A 14,764-nucleotide genomic window follows, 5' to 3' on the forward strand; every position below is an offset into this window, starting at 1 on the left:
ACATGAAGCATTTATTAAAGCTGTTGGACTGCACACCGGAGGAGATTACCTCGATTTTGGATCTGGCAGATCAGTTAAAATATGAGCGGAAACATCACATTTCACATCGTCTTCTGGAGGGCAAATCCATTGGTCTGATTTTCCAGAAGTCATCCACCCGTACCAGAGTTTCGTTTGAGACCGGTATGTTCCAGCTCGGCGGACAGGCACTGTTCCTTTCCTCCCGCGACTTACAGATCGGACGCGGTGAGCCGGTACAGGATACCGCACGCGTACTCTCCCGTTATCTGGACGGCATCATGATCCGTACCTACGAGCAGAAAGAAGTGGAGGATCTGGCAAAATACGGTTCTATCCCGATCATCAACGGTCTGACTGATTTCTGCCATCCGTGCCAGGTACTGGCTGATCTGATGACGATCCGTGAGAAATACGGCGTACTGAAAGGGCTCAAGATGTGTTACATCGGCGACGGCAACAACATGGCGAACTCCCTGATCGTAGGCGGTCTGAAATCGGATATGCAGGTATCTATCGCAACTCCGGATAATTACCGTCCGGCGAAAGAAGTGCTGGATTTCGCAGCTGGCAATGACGCATTTACACTGGTAAATGATCCGATCAAGGCAGTGGAAAATGCAGACGTTGTCATCACAGATACATGGACTTCCATGGGTCAGGAAGAAGAGAAGAAGATCCGCCAGCAGGCATTCCAGGGATATCAGATCAATGATGAACTGATGGCTGCGGCAAAACCGGGGGCGATGGTAATGCACTGTCTGCCGGCTTACCGTGGACAGGAGATTACCGAGAAGATCTTTGAAGAACATGCGTCTGAGATCTTTGAAGAGGCGGAAAACCGGTTGCATGCCCAGAAGGCGGTTATGGTTACGCTGATGAAATAGAAATATATAGAAATGCATAAAAATGGCAAGGTGACGCGCCAGAAGCCAAATGCCCTCCGTTGCGGTTTCGGAGCCGGTAACACTAGGTTTGCATAGATTTGTTAAAAGCAGAGTCCAAAATACAAACTCGCTTCGCTCAGACAGGTGTATTTTGAACTCTAACACAAATCTCTGCGAGCCAAGAGTTACCAAGACTCCTGCAAATGCAACGGAGGGCATTTGGCTTCTGGCGCTGTATGTTGTATGCTTTTTGGGGTGTTTAAAAAGTGGGAATGTATGTTATAATTGGCATAAATAGTAAAATATAAAAAATTTAGCAGATTAAGAAAATTTTAGGAGGTATCAGTATGACAAAAGAGGAGATTTCAGCGCGTCAGCAGCAGGCGGCTCAGTTTCATGCAATGGGGTATAATTGTGCCCAGTCGGTGGCGTGTGCGTTTGCGGATAAGGTGGATTTGGACAAGGTGGCGCTGTTTAAGGTGACGGAGGGGCTTGGTCTTGGCATGGGCGGCATGAATGGTACCTGCGGGGCCATTTCGGCGGCGGCTGTGCTGGCGGGGCTGAAGGATAGTACCGGGGATCTGGAGCTGGCGAATTCGAAGGCGGTTTCTTATAAGGATGCCAGAGAGTGCATCGCGCGTTTCCTTGAGAAGAACCAGAGCGTGGTCTGTAGGGATTTGAAGGGTGTGGAAACGGGAAATGTGCTGCGTGCCTGTCCGGACTGCATCAGCGATGCGGTGGAGATTATCGGAGAAGTATTGTTCTAATATATCCTCACAAATTGGCACGTTTGAAACTGCAAGTGCCGTACAGCAACGCGCGGGCAGCCGATTTTGTTACTGTTCACGCATACGTGCCCAGTAACGGAATTTGCCGTGGCTTCGCATTTAAATACGGCAAATTCCTGCTGCCACCACGTTTTCTTACGGCACTTTCGGTTCCAAAAGTGCCTACCTGTGAACAGTAACCCGATTTTGCCGATGATAAAGAAAAATTCGAAAATAGGGTTGACAACTTAAAAACATAGTGGTAAACTATGAAAAAATTAAATACGACACTACAAAGTCAATGAATAAAACGAGTACATACAGAGGTACATCACAGAGAGCCGGGCTTGGTGGAAACCGGTATGAAGGGCTGTATGGAATGGATTTGGGAGATGCGAGGTGAAAGAGTGATTCGAGTAGCTGCAGCCGTAGCTCTGCGTTAAAGGGTAGGGTATCGAGAGCATATCTGATTTCGCATTATCAATCATGTCTATGTTTTCCGTACCGTAGAATGAGTCAGACTGGATGGCAGATATTTTCCATTGTGTGAGAATATCTGCTTTTTATATATAAAGTTTGAAGGTCTGAGAACAGGGGTGGCACCACGATATTTGTTTATTCGTCCCCGGCGCAGGAGTTTGTCTGCGCCGGGGATTTTATATTTCGTTGGGAATCAAAATCAGCGAGAGCCAGGATGGCGGAAAGGGAGAGTATTATGAGAAAAATGAATGGATTTGGAATGATGGCAAAAAGAGGCACAGCAGCAGCGATGGCAGCGGCAATGGCACTGACGATGGCAGGCTGTGGCGGCTCGAATGCGGCAGAAACGACAGCAGCGGCTGATTCTGAGGCGGCTTCTGAAAATGGAGATGCATCGGAGACAGCAGCCAGCGAGGCAAAGGGCGATATCAAGGTTGGCGTGCTCCAGATGATTGATAACGGTGCATTTGCAGATATGCGCGATGGTTTCTCGGAGGAGCTGACTGAAAAATATACAGGTGGTAAAGTCGATATTGTTTACAAAAATGCACAGGGCGATGCGGCAGCGCTGAATACCATCTGCCAGGAGATGGCAGACAGCGGTGTTGACCTGATTGCAACGATTGCGACTCCGGCGACCCAGGCGATGGTAAACCTGGAAACGGATATTCCGGTATTCTTTATCGCTGTTTCTAATCCGGTCGGTGCGGGTGTCATTACCGATATGGAAAAGCCGGATAAGAATGCAACCGGTACTTCCAATGCGATTCCGGTTGAGGATATTTTCGCACTGAGCGATAAGCTGACACCAGATTGTAAGACCTACGGAATGTTGTATAATACAAGCGAGATCAATTCCGTCAGCACCGTGGAGAATGCAAAAAAATATTTAGACGATCAGGGACTTTCTTATAAAGAGGCGGTTGTTACGAACTCATCTGAAGTACAGCAGGCGGCACAGTCTTTAGCGGGCGAGGTTGACGCGATTTTCGTACCGAATGACAGTGTCATCCAGAGTGCAATGCCGATGGTAACGGAAGTGGCAAGAGATGCGAAGATTCCGGTATATGGAAGCTCCGCTGTTATGGTTGATTCCGGTGCATTTGCAACGATTGCGATCAGCGATACCGAGATCGGCGCACAGACCGCAGATATGGCACTGGAATACTTAAACGGAACTGCGATTGAGGATATTGCAGCTGTTGTGGTACCGGCTTCCAATATGGTAATCAATCAGGATACAGCCGATGCACTGGAAATCACATTCTCGGATGAGGTGCAGAAAGAGGCAACCTTTGTAAAGGATGCGGAGTAAGATATATAGCAGTCTGGCTGGTACGCACATTCATTGGTTGTGGAAATTTGCGGAGTAATTACAAACGAACTTGAAAATAGGAGGAAGCACACATGACACTGGTGATCGGATCCCTGCAGTTGGGATTTTTATATGGAATACTGGCGCTTGGAATATATGTCACATTCCGCATTTTAAATATTCCGGATCTGACGGCGGAGGGGAGTTTTACGCTGGGACTGGCAGCCTCGGCGGTCTGCACGCTGGCGGGGCATCCGGTTGCCGGGATCGTGGCAGCAGCTGTGGCCGGGGCGCTGGCTGGCTGTGTGACAGGCGTACTCCAGACGAAGATGGGGATTCATGCGGTATTAGCTGGCATCCTCACAATGTGCGGGCTTTACACCATCAACCTGATTGTGATGGGAAGCAGCCCGAATATTTCCCTCATCAATGTTCCGACCATATTTAAAGCGGCAGAAAGCCTGGGACTTTCAAAAGAGGCGGCAAGACTCGTGATTGCGATCGCGGCAGCAGCAGTCTGCCTGGTGCTGCTGATTCTTTTCTTCCGGACGCATCTGGGACTCTGCATCCGGGCGACGGGCGATAATGAGGCGATGGTGAGCGCGTCCTCCATCAATGTAGACGCGATGAAAATCACGGCGCTGGCATTCAGCAATGCACTGGTAGCGGTCAGCGGCGGTCTGATTGCCCAGTATCAGGGATTTGCGGATGTAAACTCCGGTTCCGGTATGCTGGTCGTAGGTCTGGCATCGGTCATCATTGGCGAAGTGATTGTTGGAAAAAGAGGTCTGGAAATCGGATTTTTTTCCTCGATTTTCGGTTCGATCATCTACCGTTATATCATCGCAGCGGCAACCAAGAGCCAGATTTTTCCGGCATATGCGTTAAAACTGGTATCAGCGTGCATCGTAGCGGCGGCGCTGGCGCTTCCGGCGATCCGTTATCAGATGGGGCTTTCAAAGATGAAGCGGACGAGAGAAAAAGATATGTGTGAACAATAACCTGGAAAGCAGTTACAAACAGGGATAAAAGATGGAGATGTACTATGTTAGATGTAAAACAGGCAACCAAAGTATTTTCCGCTGGTACGGCGAGCGAGCACCACGCTTTGAACGGACTGGACCTGCATCTGGATGATGGGGAGTTTGTGACGATCATCGGTTCCAACGGAGCGGGAAAATCGACGCTTTTTAATGCGATCTGCGGCAATTACTGGCTGGATCAGGGACAGATTTTCCTGGATGGTCAGGATATCACTTTTCTGTCGGAGCACCGCAGGGCGCGCCAGATCGGGCGCGTGTTCCAGGATCCGATGAAAGGAACGGCGCCGCATCTGACGATCGAGGAAAATCTGGCGCTGGCATATACCCGGAAGGATCGGAAGCCATTTCGAAGTGCGGTCCGCAAACAGGAAAAGGATCTATTCCGGACAGAGCTTGAGAAGTACCATATGGATCTGGAAAACCGTATGAAGACGAAGGTAGGGCTTCTGTCAGGTGGTCAGAGACAGGTTGTGACGCTTCTCATGTGTACGCTTGTCATGCCAAAGCTCCTTCTTCTGGATGAGCACACAGCGGCGCTTGACCCGGCGACGGCGGATAAGGTCATGGAGATCACGCGGTCGATTGTGTCGGAAAACCACCTGACGACGCTGATGATCACCCACAATCTGTCGCAGGCGCTCACGACCGGAAATCGGACGATCATGCTCGATGAAGGGCGGATCATCCTGGATCTGGGCGGTGAGGAGAGAGCAAAAATGGGGGTGAATGACCTTTTAGACTGTTATGCGGAGAAAAAGAAGAAGGCATTTGATAATGACCGGATGATGCTGGCGTAGAAGATAAAACGAAATGGGGATGTAAAAAAATTCGATTGAGTTTTTACATCCCCATTTTGTTTAGGGACTTATTTCACAGCCCCTTAAATTTTTCTTAGAATACATCTAAATCCTGTCCATTTACAACGGCACCTTCATATCCGGCATCACGGATTTCCTGCAAAATGGCGGTGTTTCTGCGCGCCATCTCAGCCTCGACATCGCGGGTGTTGTCCTGGATTTCCATGTGATAGATACGGTGGTAGGTAACCAGAAGCCGCGGGTGCGCTTTGGCGGCAATCTTTGCCAGATCAACGCTGAGAGTGTGAACTTCCTGGTGGTATTTCTGCCATTTTGGCTCTCTGGCGGAGAGTCCGGCGGTGTACTCGACCTCATGGAGGAGAATATCGCAGCCTTCCGCTTTCTGCGCCACGATCTCAAGCGGAGCCGTGTCACCGCTGATCACGATCACCTTATCCGGCGTTGTAAACTTAAATCCGTAGCTTTCAAGCGTACCGTGGCTGACTGGAAATGCCTCAACCGTCACGCGGTCATCCTGATAAATGATACCAGGCTGGATATCGGTAGTTTCGACTTTGTAGCCATTTTCGTTGGCTTTTTCAAAGCCGTGGATACGGAAGTCGATGTCCGTTTCATATGCTTTTAAAATATGTTCGGTCATGTTCTGGATGCCTTTTGGACCGAATACTTTCAGCGGCTTCGGGCGTTCCAGCACCCACGGGGTAAAAATGAGATCCGGATAGCCGGCCGTGTGGTCGGTGTGCAGATGTGTGCAGAATGCGATCATCAGCCGGTCCGGGCGCAGAGCATCAATTCCCTGTTGGTATGCTTTCGCCGCCTGACGGACAACGCCAGGACCAAAATCTACAAGATAAGCGCGGTCACCTACGACAACTGCGGAAGAAGGACCGCTGGCATTCGGGCAGGCGTTCGGGGTGCCGGTTCCGAGAAGTACAAGCTTTGTTTCCATCATAAATATTCATCTCCTAAATTCATATGTAATATATTTTGCGCGAAATCATGAAAATAGTTCGGGCAAATTAGATGTGTTCAGCCTTTGCACAGGTAAACACTGTGTCAAAGGCTGAATATATGTTTCGATCCTTTTGTTTTCATCAAGTGAAAGGTTTAATTTTGAGCGTCGTCTGTATGCCGGATGGAGATTCCCGTAAATCCATAGAAAATACTGAACAAAGGTGTTAAGTACAGTAAGAACAGGTATGGGAAGAATACTGACCAGGCAACGCCGAGGGTTCCAGACATGTATACACAGTAACCGTGCCACGGAATCATCGGACCGGATAAAGTACCTGCGTCCTCAAGGGTACGGGAAAGGATTTCCGGTGCGATTTTTCTGGATTTGAACAGCGGTTTCATCATATTTCCAGTCAGGACGTGGGACATCGGCTGGGAACAGCTGATTAAGCTGGTTACATAGCCGACTAAAAGGCTTGCTGCAATCAGGCTGCCATCGCTGTTGATGTGATTTACGATGGCGTTTAAGAGATTGCCGAGAACGCCGAGGCGATCCAGCATACCGCCCATACCAACTGCAAAGCAGATGATTGCCACATACTGAAGCATGCTGCTCATACCGCCGCGGTTTAAGATGGTCTGTAAAATACCTTCCTCAATGCTGGTACTGTATCCGTTGTAAGCAACACGGATGATACTCTGCAGAGTTGCGCCCTGATAGAAGAAAGAGACAGCTCCGGCGCAGATGGCGGAAAGACCAAGGGAGACAACCGCGTTTACTTTGCATAAAAGCAGAATAATGATTGCGATGGCTGGCAGCAGAGTGATGAAGCCAAGTTTAAACTCACCTTGCAGGGCATCGATGTATGTCAGAAGATTTCCAGTTTCATAGTTCCCTGAAGTCTGGCTGATGCCAAGAATTACAAAGAGAACCAGGCTGATGACAAAGGTCGGAAGCGTGGTCCAGAGCATGGAACGCACGTGGTCGTTTAATTTAGAGCCAGCAACCGCTGGAGCCAGGTTGGTTGTGTCGGAAAGCGGGCTTAATTTGTCACCGAACATCGCGCCGCAGATGACAGCACCTGCCACCATGCCAGGATGGATGCCCATCGCGTTGCCGATTGCCATCATGGCAACACCGGCACTGCCGACGGAACCGTAGGAGGTTCCGGTCACAAGGCTTAATACGGCACAGAAAATCAGGGTCAGAGGCAGCAGCCAGGTCGGGTTGATCAGTTTTAAACCGCCGACAATGATGGTTGCAATCGTGCCGCTTTGCAGCCAGGTACCGATCATGACGCCGATTGCCATGAGCAGGCACAGGGTAGGAACGACAACCCGGATCGCGTCGTAAGCGCCGTTTACAACATGCTCATAATTTATGCGTAATACCTTACAAAACAGATAGATGATGATCCAGCTCATAAATAGTCCAATCATCGGTCCGCCCGTTTTCAGCCGGATGCAGACTGCAACCGCTCCGATGATCAGGAGCAGAAGCAGAAGCGACTGAGGCATGTTTAATTTTTTGTCTTCGCTCATAACATAGTTCCTCCCTAATGTGAAAGTCGTGCTTTTTTGAATTTAATGCGTTGAGGTTTAACGCGTTAAATTGTAAATTTATTTTCATTATATAGAATAATTCCGAAAAAATCAACCGTAGGAATAATATTTATTTGGCTCAAGGGAGAAGAGGTGCAGGTGATGTTCTGTGATGTGAAGAATTATGATATAATGAGCGCAAGTGAGCCAGAAAGCTTCTTGCAGATTTATGGCGAACGGCGAATGGCGATCACGATAGCTGCGTCAGCAGCGGTAAGCATCGAAGATGCGAATCGTGATATAATGGCAGAATTACTTAAAAATTTGACAGGAGAATGTTATGGAACAGAGGATTCAGTTATCGGATCATTTCGGTTTTGGGAGATTGATCCGGTTTACAATTCCATCTATTTTAATGATGATTTTTACCTCCATTTACGGAGTGGTAGATGGATATTTTGTATCGAATTTTGTAGGAAAAACGCCGTTTGCGGCGGTCAATTTCATTATGCCGTTTCTGATGGTCGTAGGTGCCATGGGATTTATGTTCGGCACGGGTGGAAGTGCCCTGATTGCCCGGATTATGGGCGAGGGCAGGCGTGAGAAGGCCCAGGAGATTTTTTCCCTTCTGATCGCTGCGACCGTTGTTTCTGGTCTGGTAATTGCGGTTATCAGTATTCTGTTTTTACCGCAGATTGCTGCCTTTCTTGGCGCGAAGGGAGGGATGCTGGCGGACTGCATCCGGTATGGACGGATCATTCTGGTGGCGCTTCCGTTTTTAATGCTGCAGTATGCGTTTGGCAGCCTTTCCGTGACGGCGGAGAAGCCGAAGCTGGGGCTGATTGTAACGATCATTTCGGGTGTGCTCAATATGACGGGAGATGTTCTGTTCATGGGGGTGTTCCATTGGGGAATTGCCGGAGCGGCGATGGCGACTGCGATGGGACAGATCATAGGCGGAACGATACCGCTGGTTTATTTCCTGCGGAAGAACAGCAGCAGCCTCCGCCTTCGCAGACCAAAGTGGGATGGAGGAGCGCTCAGACGTGCCTGCACCAACGGTGTATCGGAATTGATGAGCAGTATTTCCATGTCCATTGTCGGCATGCTGTATAACGCGCAGCTGATGCGCTACGCGGGAGAAAACGGAGTCGCAGCTTACGGAACCATCATGTATGTGGACTTTATTTTCCTTGCGATTTTCATCGGTTATGCGACCGGCGTAGCTCCGGTTATCAGCTATCACTACGGCGCAGGAAATAAAAAGGAGTTAAATAACCTGCTAAAGCGCAGTGTGGTTCTGATCGCGGCAACGTCTCTGAGCATGCTGCTGCTGTCCGAGGTGATGGCGGCACCGTTGGCAGCTATTTTCGTAGGATATGATGCCGGGCTTCTGGACATGACGGTACATGCGTATTCCATTTATGCGGTTTCGTTCTTATTCTGCGGTTTCTCCATTTTCAGTTCCGCCTTTTTTACGGCGCTGGGAGATGGACTGACCTCGGCGCTAATAGCTTTTTTGCGTACTCTTGTGTTTGAAAGTGCATCGGTTATCATTCTGCCACTGCTCCTGGGCCTGAACGGAATCTGGGGCGCAATTATCGTGGCGGAATGTATGTCCGTGACGGTGTCAGTTATCTTTTTGGCGGCGAAGAGAAGGAGGTATCAATATTTTTAGATGCAGCGGATTTATAACCGGCTGGATGGTATGATTTTTAGCGCCCTTTCTAAAATCGGAAAAGCAAGTGGTGCACTGGAAAAGCCACCGAAGCATAAACTATCAGTAAGTAAGCTTCAGGGTGGCTTTTTCTTTGCATACATTTCCAAAGCCTTTGACACCTGGAGAGGAACGGTCCTGTCTGGAACGCATGAAAGAGGGAGACCATGAGGCACGCAATACTCTGATAGAGCGAAATTTACGGCTGGTGGCGCATGTGACCAGAAAATATCAGGGTACAGATTATGAAATGGAAGATCTCCTGTCGATTGGCACCATCGGGCTCATTAAAGCGGTCAATACGTTTCATCCGGAGCGGGGATCGCGGTTGGCGACATATGCGGCGAAATGTATCGAGAATGAGATTCTGATGACCTTCCGTGCTGGTAAAAAATATGCAAAGGATATCTCGTTATATGACCCGATCGGGGTAGATAAAGACGGAGAAACCGTCAGCCGGATGGATGTGCTGGAGGCAGAAGGAAAAGAAGTTCTGGAAACCATTATTTTAAAGCAGGAAATTGAACAGCTTTACCGCGCCTATGAAGCGTGTTTAAAAGAAACAGAGAAAATCGTCTTACGCAGCCGGTACGGGCTGTTTGGCGGAAAGGAACAGACGCAGCGGGAGATTGCCGCCAGACTTGGGATTTCGCGTTCTTATGTAAGCCGGATCGAGAAGCGGGCGCTGGAAAAAATGCGGCGGGGATTTGCGGAACACAAATAAAGAACAGAAAAAGCGGCTGGCAGATGTTAGGGTGGACATCTGTCAGCCGCTTTTGTTATGTAATAGGAAATTCCTTGGAATTCCCTATTACACAAAGAAGCACATTCTTTATTTTTTTTAGTCTTCAGAGTCCCGATATCCGTTCGGGTTCATCGACTGCCATTTCCAGGAGTCAGCACACATCTCCTCAATGCCGTACTGAGCTTCCCAGCCGAGTTCATTTTTCGCTTTGGTAGCATCGGAGTAGCAGGTTGCGATATCGCCGGCGCGGCGCGGCTTGATTTCATAAGGAATTGTTTTGCCGCAGGCTTTTTCGTAAGCCTTGACAACATCGAGTACGCTGTAGCCTTTGCCGGTGCCGAGGTTGTAGATATATACGTCTGGTTTATCGTTAAATTTCTGGAGTGCTTTTACATGACCGACTGCAAGGTCAACTACGTGGATGTAATCGCGCACACCGGTTCCGTCCGGAGTCGGATAATCATTGCCGAAGACGCCGAGACATTTCAGCTTGCCGACAGCAACCTGTGCGATATAAGGAACCAGGTTGTTCGGGATTCCCTTCGGATCCTCGCCGATCAGACCGCTCTTGTGTGCGCCGATTGGGTTGAAGTAGCGGAGCAGAACGACATTCCATTCCGGATCTGCCACGTGCAGGTCAGTTAAAATCTGCTCAAGCATTCCCTTTGTCTGACCGTAAGGGTTTGTGATTTTGCCTTTCGGGCATTCTTCGGTGATCGGGACGAATGCCGGATCTCCGTATACGGTAGCGGAGGAGCTGAAAATGATTTTTTTGACGCCATGATTGCGCATTACGTCGCAGAGAATCAGGGTTCCGGTGATATTGTTGTGGTAATATTCCAGTGGCTTCGCAACAGATTCTCCGACTGCCTTTAAGCCTGCAAAATGAATGACCGAATCGATGGATTCTTTCTCAAAAATCTCATTGACTGCCTCGCGATCCAGCATATCTGCCTTGTAAAAGGTTACATGCTTGCCGGTGATTTTCTCCACGCGGCGCAGCGCTTCCTCACTGGCATTGTAAAGGTTGTCCATGACAACGACCTCATATCCGGCGTTTAAAAGTTCGATGCAGGTATGACTGCCGATGTAACCGGCGCCTCCAGTAACTAAAATAGCCATTGTAAACTCCTCCTTCATCCTACCTATAAGAATAATTTATTCTAAACCTTCAATCTTTCTTTATTATAAACGTGGCTTGCGAGGAAAACAATCGGAAATACTGTCATGTGTTATCGAAATTATATTTTAAGAGGAAGTTTAACAACGCTTTGCGTAGATTGGAAAGACTCGGGTACAGTGTGCGTGATGATAGAATGTGCGTTCGAAAAACAGCTTGCATTTAAAAAGAGGGTGTGATATGATAAATACAGAACGGATGTTCGATAAATGGGAGGAGGCAGAACCTCATGCTGATACAGGAAAATCTTTCAATCGAAGAAAAGTTAAGTATTTTATCGGATGCGGCGAAGTATGACGCCGCCTGCACATCCAGCGGCGTGGGTAGAAAGGGAAAGGAAGGCTTTCTTGGAAACAGCCGGGTGGACGGCATCTGCCACAGTTTTGCCTCGGATGGGCGCTGTATCTCCCTGCTGAAAATTTTATTTACGAACCAGTGCATCTATGACTGTCATTACTGTGTCAACCGTCGGAGCAATGACACGGTCCGTACCTCCTTTACGCCGGAGGAGGTCTGCCGTCTGACGATGGAATTTTACCGGCGCAACTATATAGAGGGATTGTTTTTAAGTTCCGGTGTGCTGGAGACACCGGATCACACGATGGAACTGCTGTATCAGACCTTGTACCGCCTTCGGCGCGTCCATCGATTTAACGGTTACATCCATGTGAAAGCAATTCCGGGGGCAGATCCGGAGCTGATTGAGAGAGTGGGCTTTCTGGCGGACCGGATGAGTGTGAATCTGGAGCTTCCGACGGCTGATGGTCTGGCGCGCCTGGCACCGGGAAAGACGCGGGACAAGATACTGCGCCCGATGCGCCAGATCCAGACTGGGATCGCGAGACAGCTGGAGCAGGAAGGGCGTCTGGAGAGCAGAGGGGCATGGCTTCCGCAGAAAGAGCGCGGAGAAATTCAGATTCCGGGAGACGGGAGATATGGAATTGGTGGTAAAGCGATAGGAAAAGGGGAAAGGGAATGTCTGCAGGCTGATAAGGGAATTCTGAGTCCGAATCAGACAGAGACAAAGATGGATTGGGGGCGGAATGGAGACAAGGTAAAAGGATTTATGAGGTCGAAAGAGCCGGGGGAAATGGATGAAAGGGTTGGAAGGACACATACACCGGAGATCCCCCGTGTCATCCCAGGACGATCGATCTATGGCAGTTTCGGACTGGGAAATATCTCAAACCGCAAGAATTATTTCGTCCCCGGCGGTCAGAGCACACAGCTCATTGTCGGGGCGACTCTGGAGAGTGATTATCAGATGGTTGCGGTCGCGGAAGCGCTGTATCGGAATTTTGGATTAAAGAGGGTCTTTTATTTGGCGTTTATCAAGGTGAATGAGGACAGCCTGCTTCCGGATCTTCCGGACGGACCGCCGCTTCTGCGGGAACACCGTCTGTACCAGGCGGACTGGCTGATGCGCTACTACGGCTTCCGGGCATCGGAACTTCTGAGTGAAAAGCACCCTAATTTTAATGTGTTTCTGGATCCGAAGTGCGACTGGGCGCTGCAGAATCTGGGTGAGTTTCCGGTGGAGATAAACCGGGCACCGTATGAGACACTTCTGCGTGTTCCGGGCATCGGGGTAAAGTCTGCGATGCGGATTGTCGCAACGAGAAAACAGGTGGCGCTTCGGTTTGAAGATTTGAAGAAGATGGGAGTTGTGCTGAAGCGGGCAGTATACTTCATTACCTGTTCAGGGCGGATGATGTACCCGGTGCAGATCCATGAGGATGCGATCGCGGCACAGCTAATCAGTGAAGAGAAGCGGAAGCAGTGGCAGTTGTCACAGAGCGGGCTGTACCGTCAGATGTCGCTGTTTGATGATTTTCATATGGCGCAGGCATGAAGCAGACGGAGGAGAGAAAAATGGTTGTATTTGTATGCGAAGACAGTCCGGAAGGTATATTCACAGGAGTATATGATGCCTGGAACAGCCGCTTAGGGCATGAGAATGTGCGGCTGGAAGTACAGGGCGAATATAATTACAGCCTGTTTTCGGAGTACCGAGAGGTGGCGGTGGATCGGCTCAAGGCACAGAAAGTCGTGCGCTCGGTGCGTCGATCCCTGTCAGAACTGGCGTACAGCTGGATTTACCGCACGGCGCTGAGTGAGCGGGAGGATCGGGCAGAGGCGGTCTACCGCTTTCTGGTCTGTGGGTTTAGCGCAGGGGCAGCAGGGAGACGTATCACGGAAAATTTACAGATACCGGCGGTGCAGACAGTCTTTCAGATCAACCGTGCGGTTGCCAATGAAGCGCATTTGCAGACAGAATTTCTGCGGTTTGCAGAATATTCCGATCATGTACTATTTTCTGAGATTGGTCCGAAAAACCGGGTGACGGCATTGCTGATGCCGTATTTTACAGATCGCCTGCCCTCGGAACCATTTATTATCTATGATAAAAATCACCAGGAAGCGGGAGTCTGGACAGGAAAGGGGCGGTGGTATATGATGCGTGGGGCTGAGACAGAACCCCTGCAGGCGTTTTCCGGGAGAACCGATCAGAGCGAATATGCGGCGCTCTGGAGTGCATTTTTTCATCAGATAGGAATTAAGGAGCGGGAAAATCCAGCCTGTCAGCGGATGCATCTGCCGCTTCGCTACCGGAAATATATGACGGAATTTCAGTCCGGTTCCAACCGTTCAAATTTGGCTAAATTGTGAACAAATCGTAAACACAAAATCGAGAACCTTGTTCATAAAGAAACGAAAAAAGAATAAAAATAAGCCGGAAATCGGGAAAAAACAGCATTGAAACGAGAAAACTGCTGCATATATATTAAGATTTAAAGACCTTAAAAAATAATGTAAAGTCAACAGAAACAAGGACTTTTCTTACGAAAACTTTCGATTTTTGTAAGAAATACGGGATTTATTTAGTGAATGTTAATTATCTGTTCATATTTTGGACATAATTTGTTTTTATTATAGGTCACGTACCGATGAGGTACAAGAAAACATAAATCGTATGTTTTAAAGAGGAGAGAATAATTATGAGAAAGAATCTTACAAAAACAGCAGCAATCTTAGTTATGAGTGCAATGGTAGCAGCATCTGCTCTGACCGCTTGCGGCAGCAAAGCAGAGGAGACAACTGCAGCAGCAGAGGAGACTGTAGAGGCAGAAGAGACTGAGGCAGCTGAGGAGACCGAGGCTGAAACAGAAGAGACTGAGGAAGTTTCCGAGGAAGAGACCGAAGAGGCATCTGAGGAAGAGACTGAGGCAGCTGAGGAGACTGAGGCTGAAGCAGAAGAGACTGAGGCAGCTGAGGAGACACAGGCTCAGTAATCAAT

General features: G+C 49.0%; 13 protein-coding genes and 1 other annotated feature. Of the genes, 10 read left to right on the plus strand and 3 right to left on the minus strand.

The window, feature by feature from the left end; all coding sequences use genetic code 11:
• Nucleotides 1-2 precede the first annotated feature (2 nt).
• From argF to DXD12_RS01235, 5 genes are all read left to right on the plus strand, one after another.
• Complete coding sequence (argF, locus tag DXD12_RS01215) at nt 3-905, plus strand: ornithine carbamoyltransferase (protein WP_022358782.1); 903 nt, start codon at nt 3-5, stop codon at nt 903-905.
• 347 nt (nt 906-1,252) lie between these two features.
• Complete coding sequence (locus DXD12_RS01220) at nt 1,253-1,672, plus strand: C-GCAxxG-C-C family protein (protein WP_107000101.1); 420 nt, start codon at nt 1,253-1,255, stop codon at nt 1,670-1,672.
• A gap of 292 nt (nt 1,673-1,964) precedes the next feature.
• Nucleotides 1,965-2,302, plus strand: a binding site (T-box leader).
• Nucleotides 2,303-2,387: 85 nt separating this feature from the next.
• Nucleotides 2,388-3,467, plus strand: a complete 1,080-nt coding sequence (locus DXD12_RS01225) for an ABC transporter substrate-binding protein (RefSeq protein ID WP_243105322.1) — start codon at nt 2,388-2,390, stop codon at nt 3,465-3,467.
• Between the two features lie 92 nt (nt 3,468-3,559).
• Nucleotides 3,560-4,468: an ABC transporter permease gene (locus tag DXD12_RS01230; protein ID WP_118637066.1), complete on the plus strand. Its 909-nt coding sequence runs from the start codon at nt 3,560-3,562 to the stop codon at nt 4,466-4,468.
• A gap of 44 nt (nt 4,469-4,512) precedes the next feature.
• Complete coding sequence (locus DXD12_RS01235) at nt 4,513-5,307, plus strand: ATP-binding cassette domain-containing protein (protein ID WP_117796464.1); 795 nt, start codon at nt 4,513-4,515, stop codon at nt 5,305-5,307.
• A 94-nt stretch (nt 5,308-5,401) separates the two neighbouring features.
• Here the strand turns inward: DXD12_RS01235 and DXD12_RS01240 are convergent, their stop codons facing one another.
• Together DXD12_RS01240 and nhaC are read right to left on the minus strand one after the other, a co-directional pair.
• The gene (locus DXD12_RS01240; RefSeq protein WP_022358555.1) at nt 5,402-6,280 is read right to left on the minus strand and encodes an MBL fold metallo-hydrolase; all 879 of its coding nucleotides are present in this window, start codon (nt 6,278-6,280) and stop codon (nt 5,402-5,404) included.
• Between the two features lie 155 nt (nt 6,281-6,435).
• Nucleotides 6,436-7,824, minus strand: a complete 1,389-nt coding sequence (gene nhaC, locus DXD12_RS01245; protein ID WP_107000099.1) for a Na+/H+ antiporter NhaC — start codon at nt 7,822-7,824, stop codon at nt 6,436-6,438.
• Between the two features lie 340 nt (nt 7,825-8,164).
• On the opposite strand from nhaC, the gene DXD12_RS01250 reads away from it, so the two are divergent.
• Both DXD12_RS01250 and sigK read left to right on the plus strand, forming a co-directional pair.
• On the plus strand, nt 8,165-9,502 hold the full coding sequence (locus DXD12_RS01250; RefSeq protein ID WP_118637068.1) for an MATE family efflux transporter: 1,338 nt from the start codon (nt 8,165-8,167) through the stop codon (nt 9,500-9,502).
• A gap of 133 nt (nt 9,503-9,635) precedes the next feature.
• Nucleotides 9,636-10,265, plus strand: a complete 630-nt coding sequence (gene sigK, locus DXD12_RS01255) for an RNA polymerase sporulation sigma factor SigK (protein WP_022358454.1) — start codon at nt 9,636-9,638, stop codon at nt 10,263-10,265.
• A 117-nt stretch (nt 10,266-10,382) separates the two neighbouring features.
• Here sigK and galE read toward each other — a convergent pair whose 3' ends face one another.
• Nucleotides 10,383-11,408: a UDP-glucose 4-epimerase GalE gene (gene galE / locus DXD12_RS01260; protein ID WP_118570440.1), complete on the minus strand. Its 1,026-nt coding sequence runs from the start codon at nt 11,406-11,408 to the stop codon at nt 10,383-10,385.
• Between the two features lie 287 nt (nt 11,409-11,695).
• On the opposite strand from galE, the gene DXD12_RS01265 reads away from it, so the two are divergent.
• The 3 genes from DXD12_RS01265 to DXD12_RS01275 all read left to right on the plus strand — a co-directional run bounded on the left by DXD12_RS01265 (nt 11,696) and on the right by DXD12_RS01275 (nt 14,759).
• A complete protein-coding gene (locus DXD12_RS01265; RefSeq protein WP_118637070.1) occupies nt 11,696-13,318 on the plus strand; it encodes a putative DNA modification/repair radical SAM protein in 1,623 nt (540 codons plus the stop codon).
• Between the two features lie 20 nt (nt 13,319-13,338).
• Complete coding sequence (locus DXD12_RS01270; protein WP_118637072.1) at nt 13,339-14,136, plus strand: TIGR03915 family putative DNA repair protein; 798 nt, start codon at nt 13,339-13,341, stop codon at nt 14,134-14,136.
• 329 nt (nt 14,137-14,465) lie between these two features.
• Nucleotides 14,466-14,759: a hypothetical protein gene (locus DXD12_RS01275; RefSeq protein WP_107000077.1), complete on the plus strand. Its 294-nt coding sequence runs from the start codon at nt 14,466-14,468 to the stop codon at nt 14,757-14,759.
• The last annotated feature ends 5 nt before the right edge of the window (nt 14,760-14,764 follow it).

Origin of the sequence: Clostridium sp. TF11-13AC (assembly GCF_003481065.1) — a bacterium.
Lineage (GTDB): Bacteria > Bacillota > Clostridia > Lachnospirales > Lachnospiraceae > Otoolea > Otoolea fessa.

Excerpts from the sequence above, each read along its gene's own strand:
- argF (WP_022358782.1), top strand. The coding sequence starts at position 3 with ATGAAGCATTTATTAAAGCTGTTGGACTGCACACCGGAGGAGATTACC.
- DXD12_RS01220 (WP_107000101.1), top strand. The coding sequence starts at position 1,253 with ATGACAAAAGAGGAGATTTCAGCGCGTCAGCAGCAGGCGGCTCAGTTT.
- DXD12_RS01225 (WP_243105322.1), top strand. The coding sequence starts at position 2,388 with ATGAGAAAAATGAATGGATTTGGAATGATGGCAAAAAGAGGCACAGCA.
- DXD12_RS01230 (WP_118637066.1), top strand. The coding sequence starts at position 3,560 with ATGACACTGGTGATCGGATCCCTGCAGTTGGGATTTTTATATGGAATA.
- DXD12_RS01235 (WP_117796464.1), top strand. The coding sequence starts at position 4,513 with ATGTTAGATGTAAAACAGGCAACCAAAGTATTTTCCGCTGGTACGGCG.
- DXD12_RS01240 (WP_022358555.1), bottom strand. The coding sequence starts at position 6,280 with ATGATGGAAACAAAGCTTGTACTTCTCGGAACCGGCACCCCGAACGCC.
- nhaC (WP_107000099.1), bottom strand. The coding sequence starts at position 7,824 with ATGAGCGAAGACAAAAAATTAAACATGCCTCAGTCGCTTCTGCTTCTG.
- DXD12_RS01250 (WP_118637068.1), top strand. The coding sequence starts at position 8,165 with ATGGAACAGAGGATTCAGTTATCGGATCATTTCGGTTTTGGGAGATTG.
- galE (WP_118570440.1), bottom strand. The coding sequence starts at position 11,408 with ATGGCTATTTTAGTTACTGGAGGCGCCGGTTACATCGGCAGTCATACC.
- DXD12_RS01265 (WP_118637070.1), top strand. The coding sequence starts at position 11,696 with ATGCTGATACAGGAAAATCTTTCAATCGAAGAAAAGTTAAGTATTTTA.
- DXD12_RS01270 (WP_118637072.1), top strand. The coding sequence starts at position 13,339 with ATGGTTGTATTTGTATGCGAAGACAGTCCGGAAGGTATATTCACAGGA.
- DXD12_RS01275 (WP_107000077.1), top strand. The coding sequence starts at position 14,466 with ATGAGAAAGAATCTTACAAAAACAGCAGCAATCTTAGTTATGAGTGCA.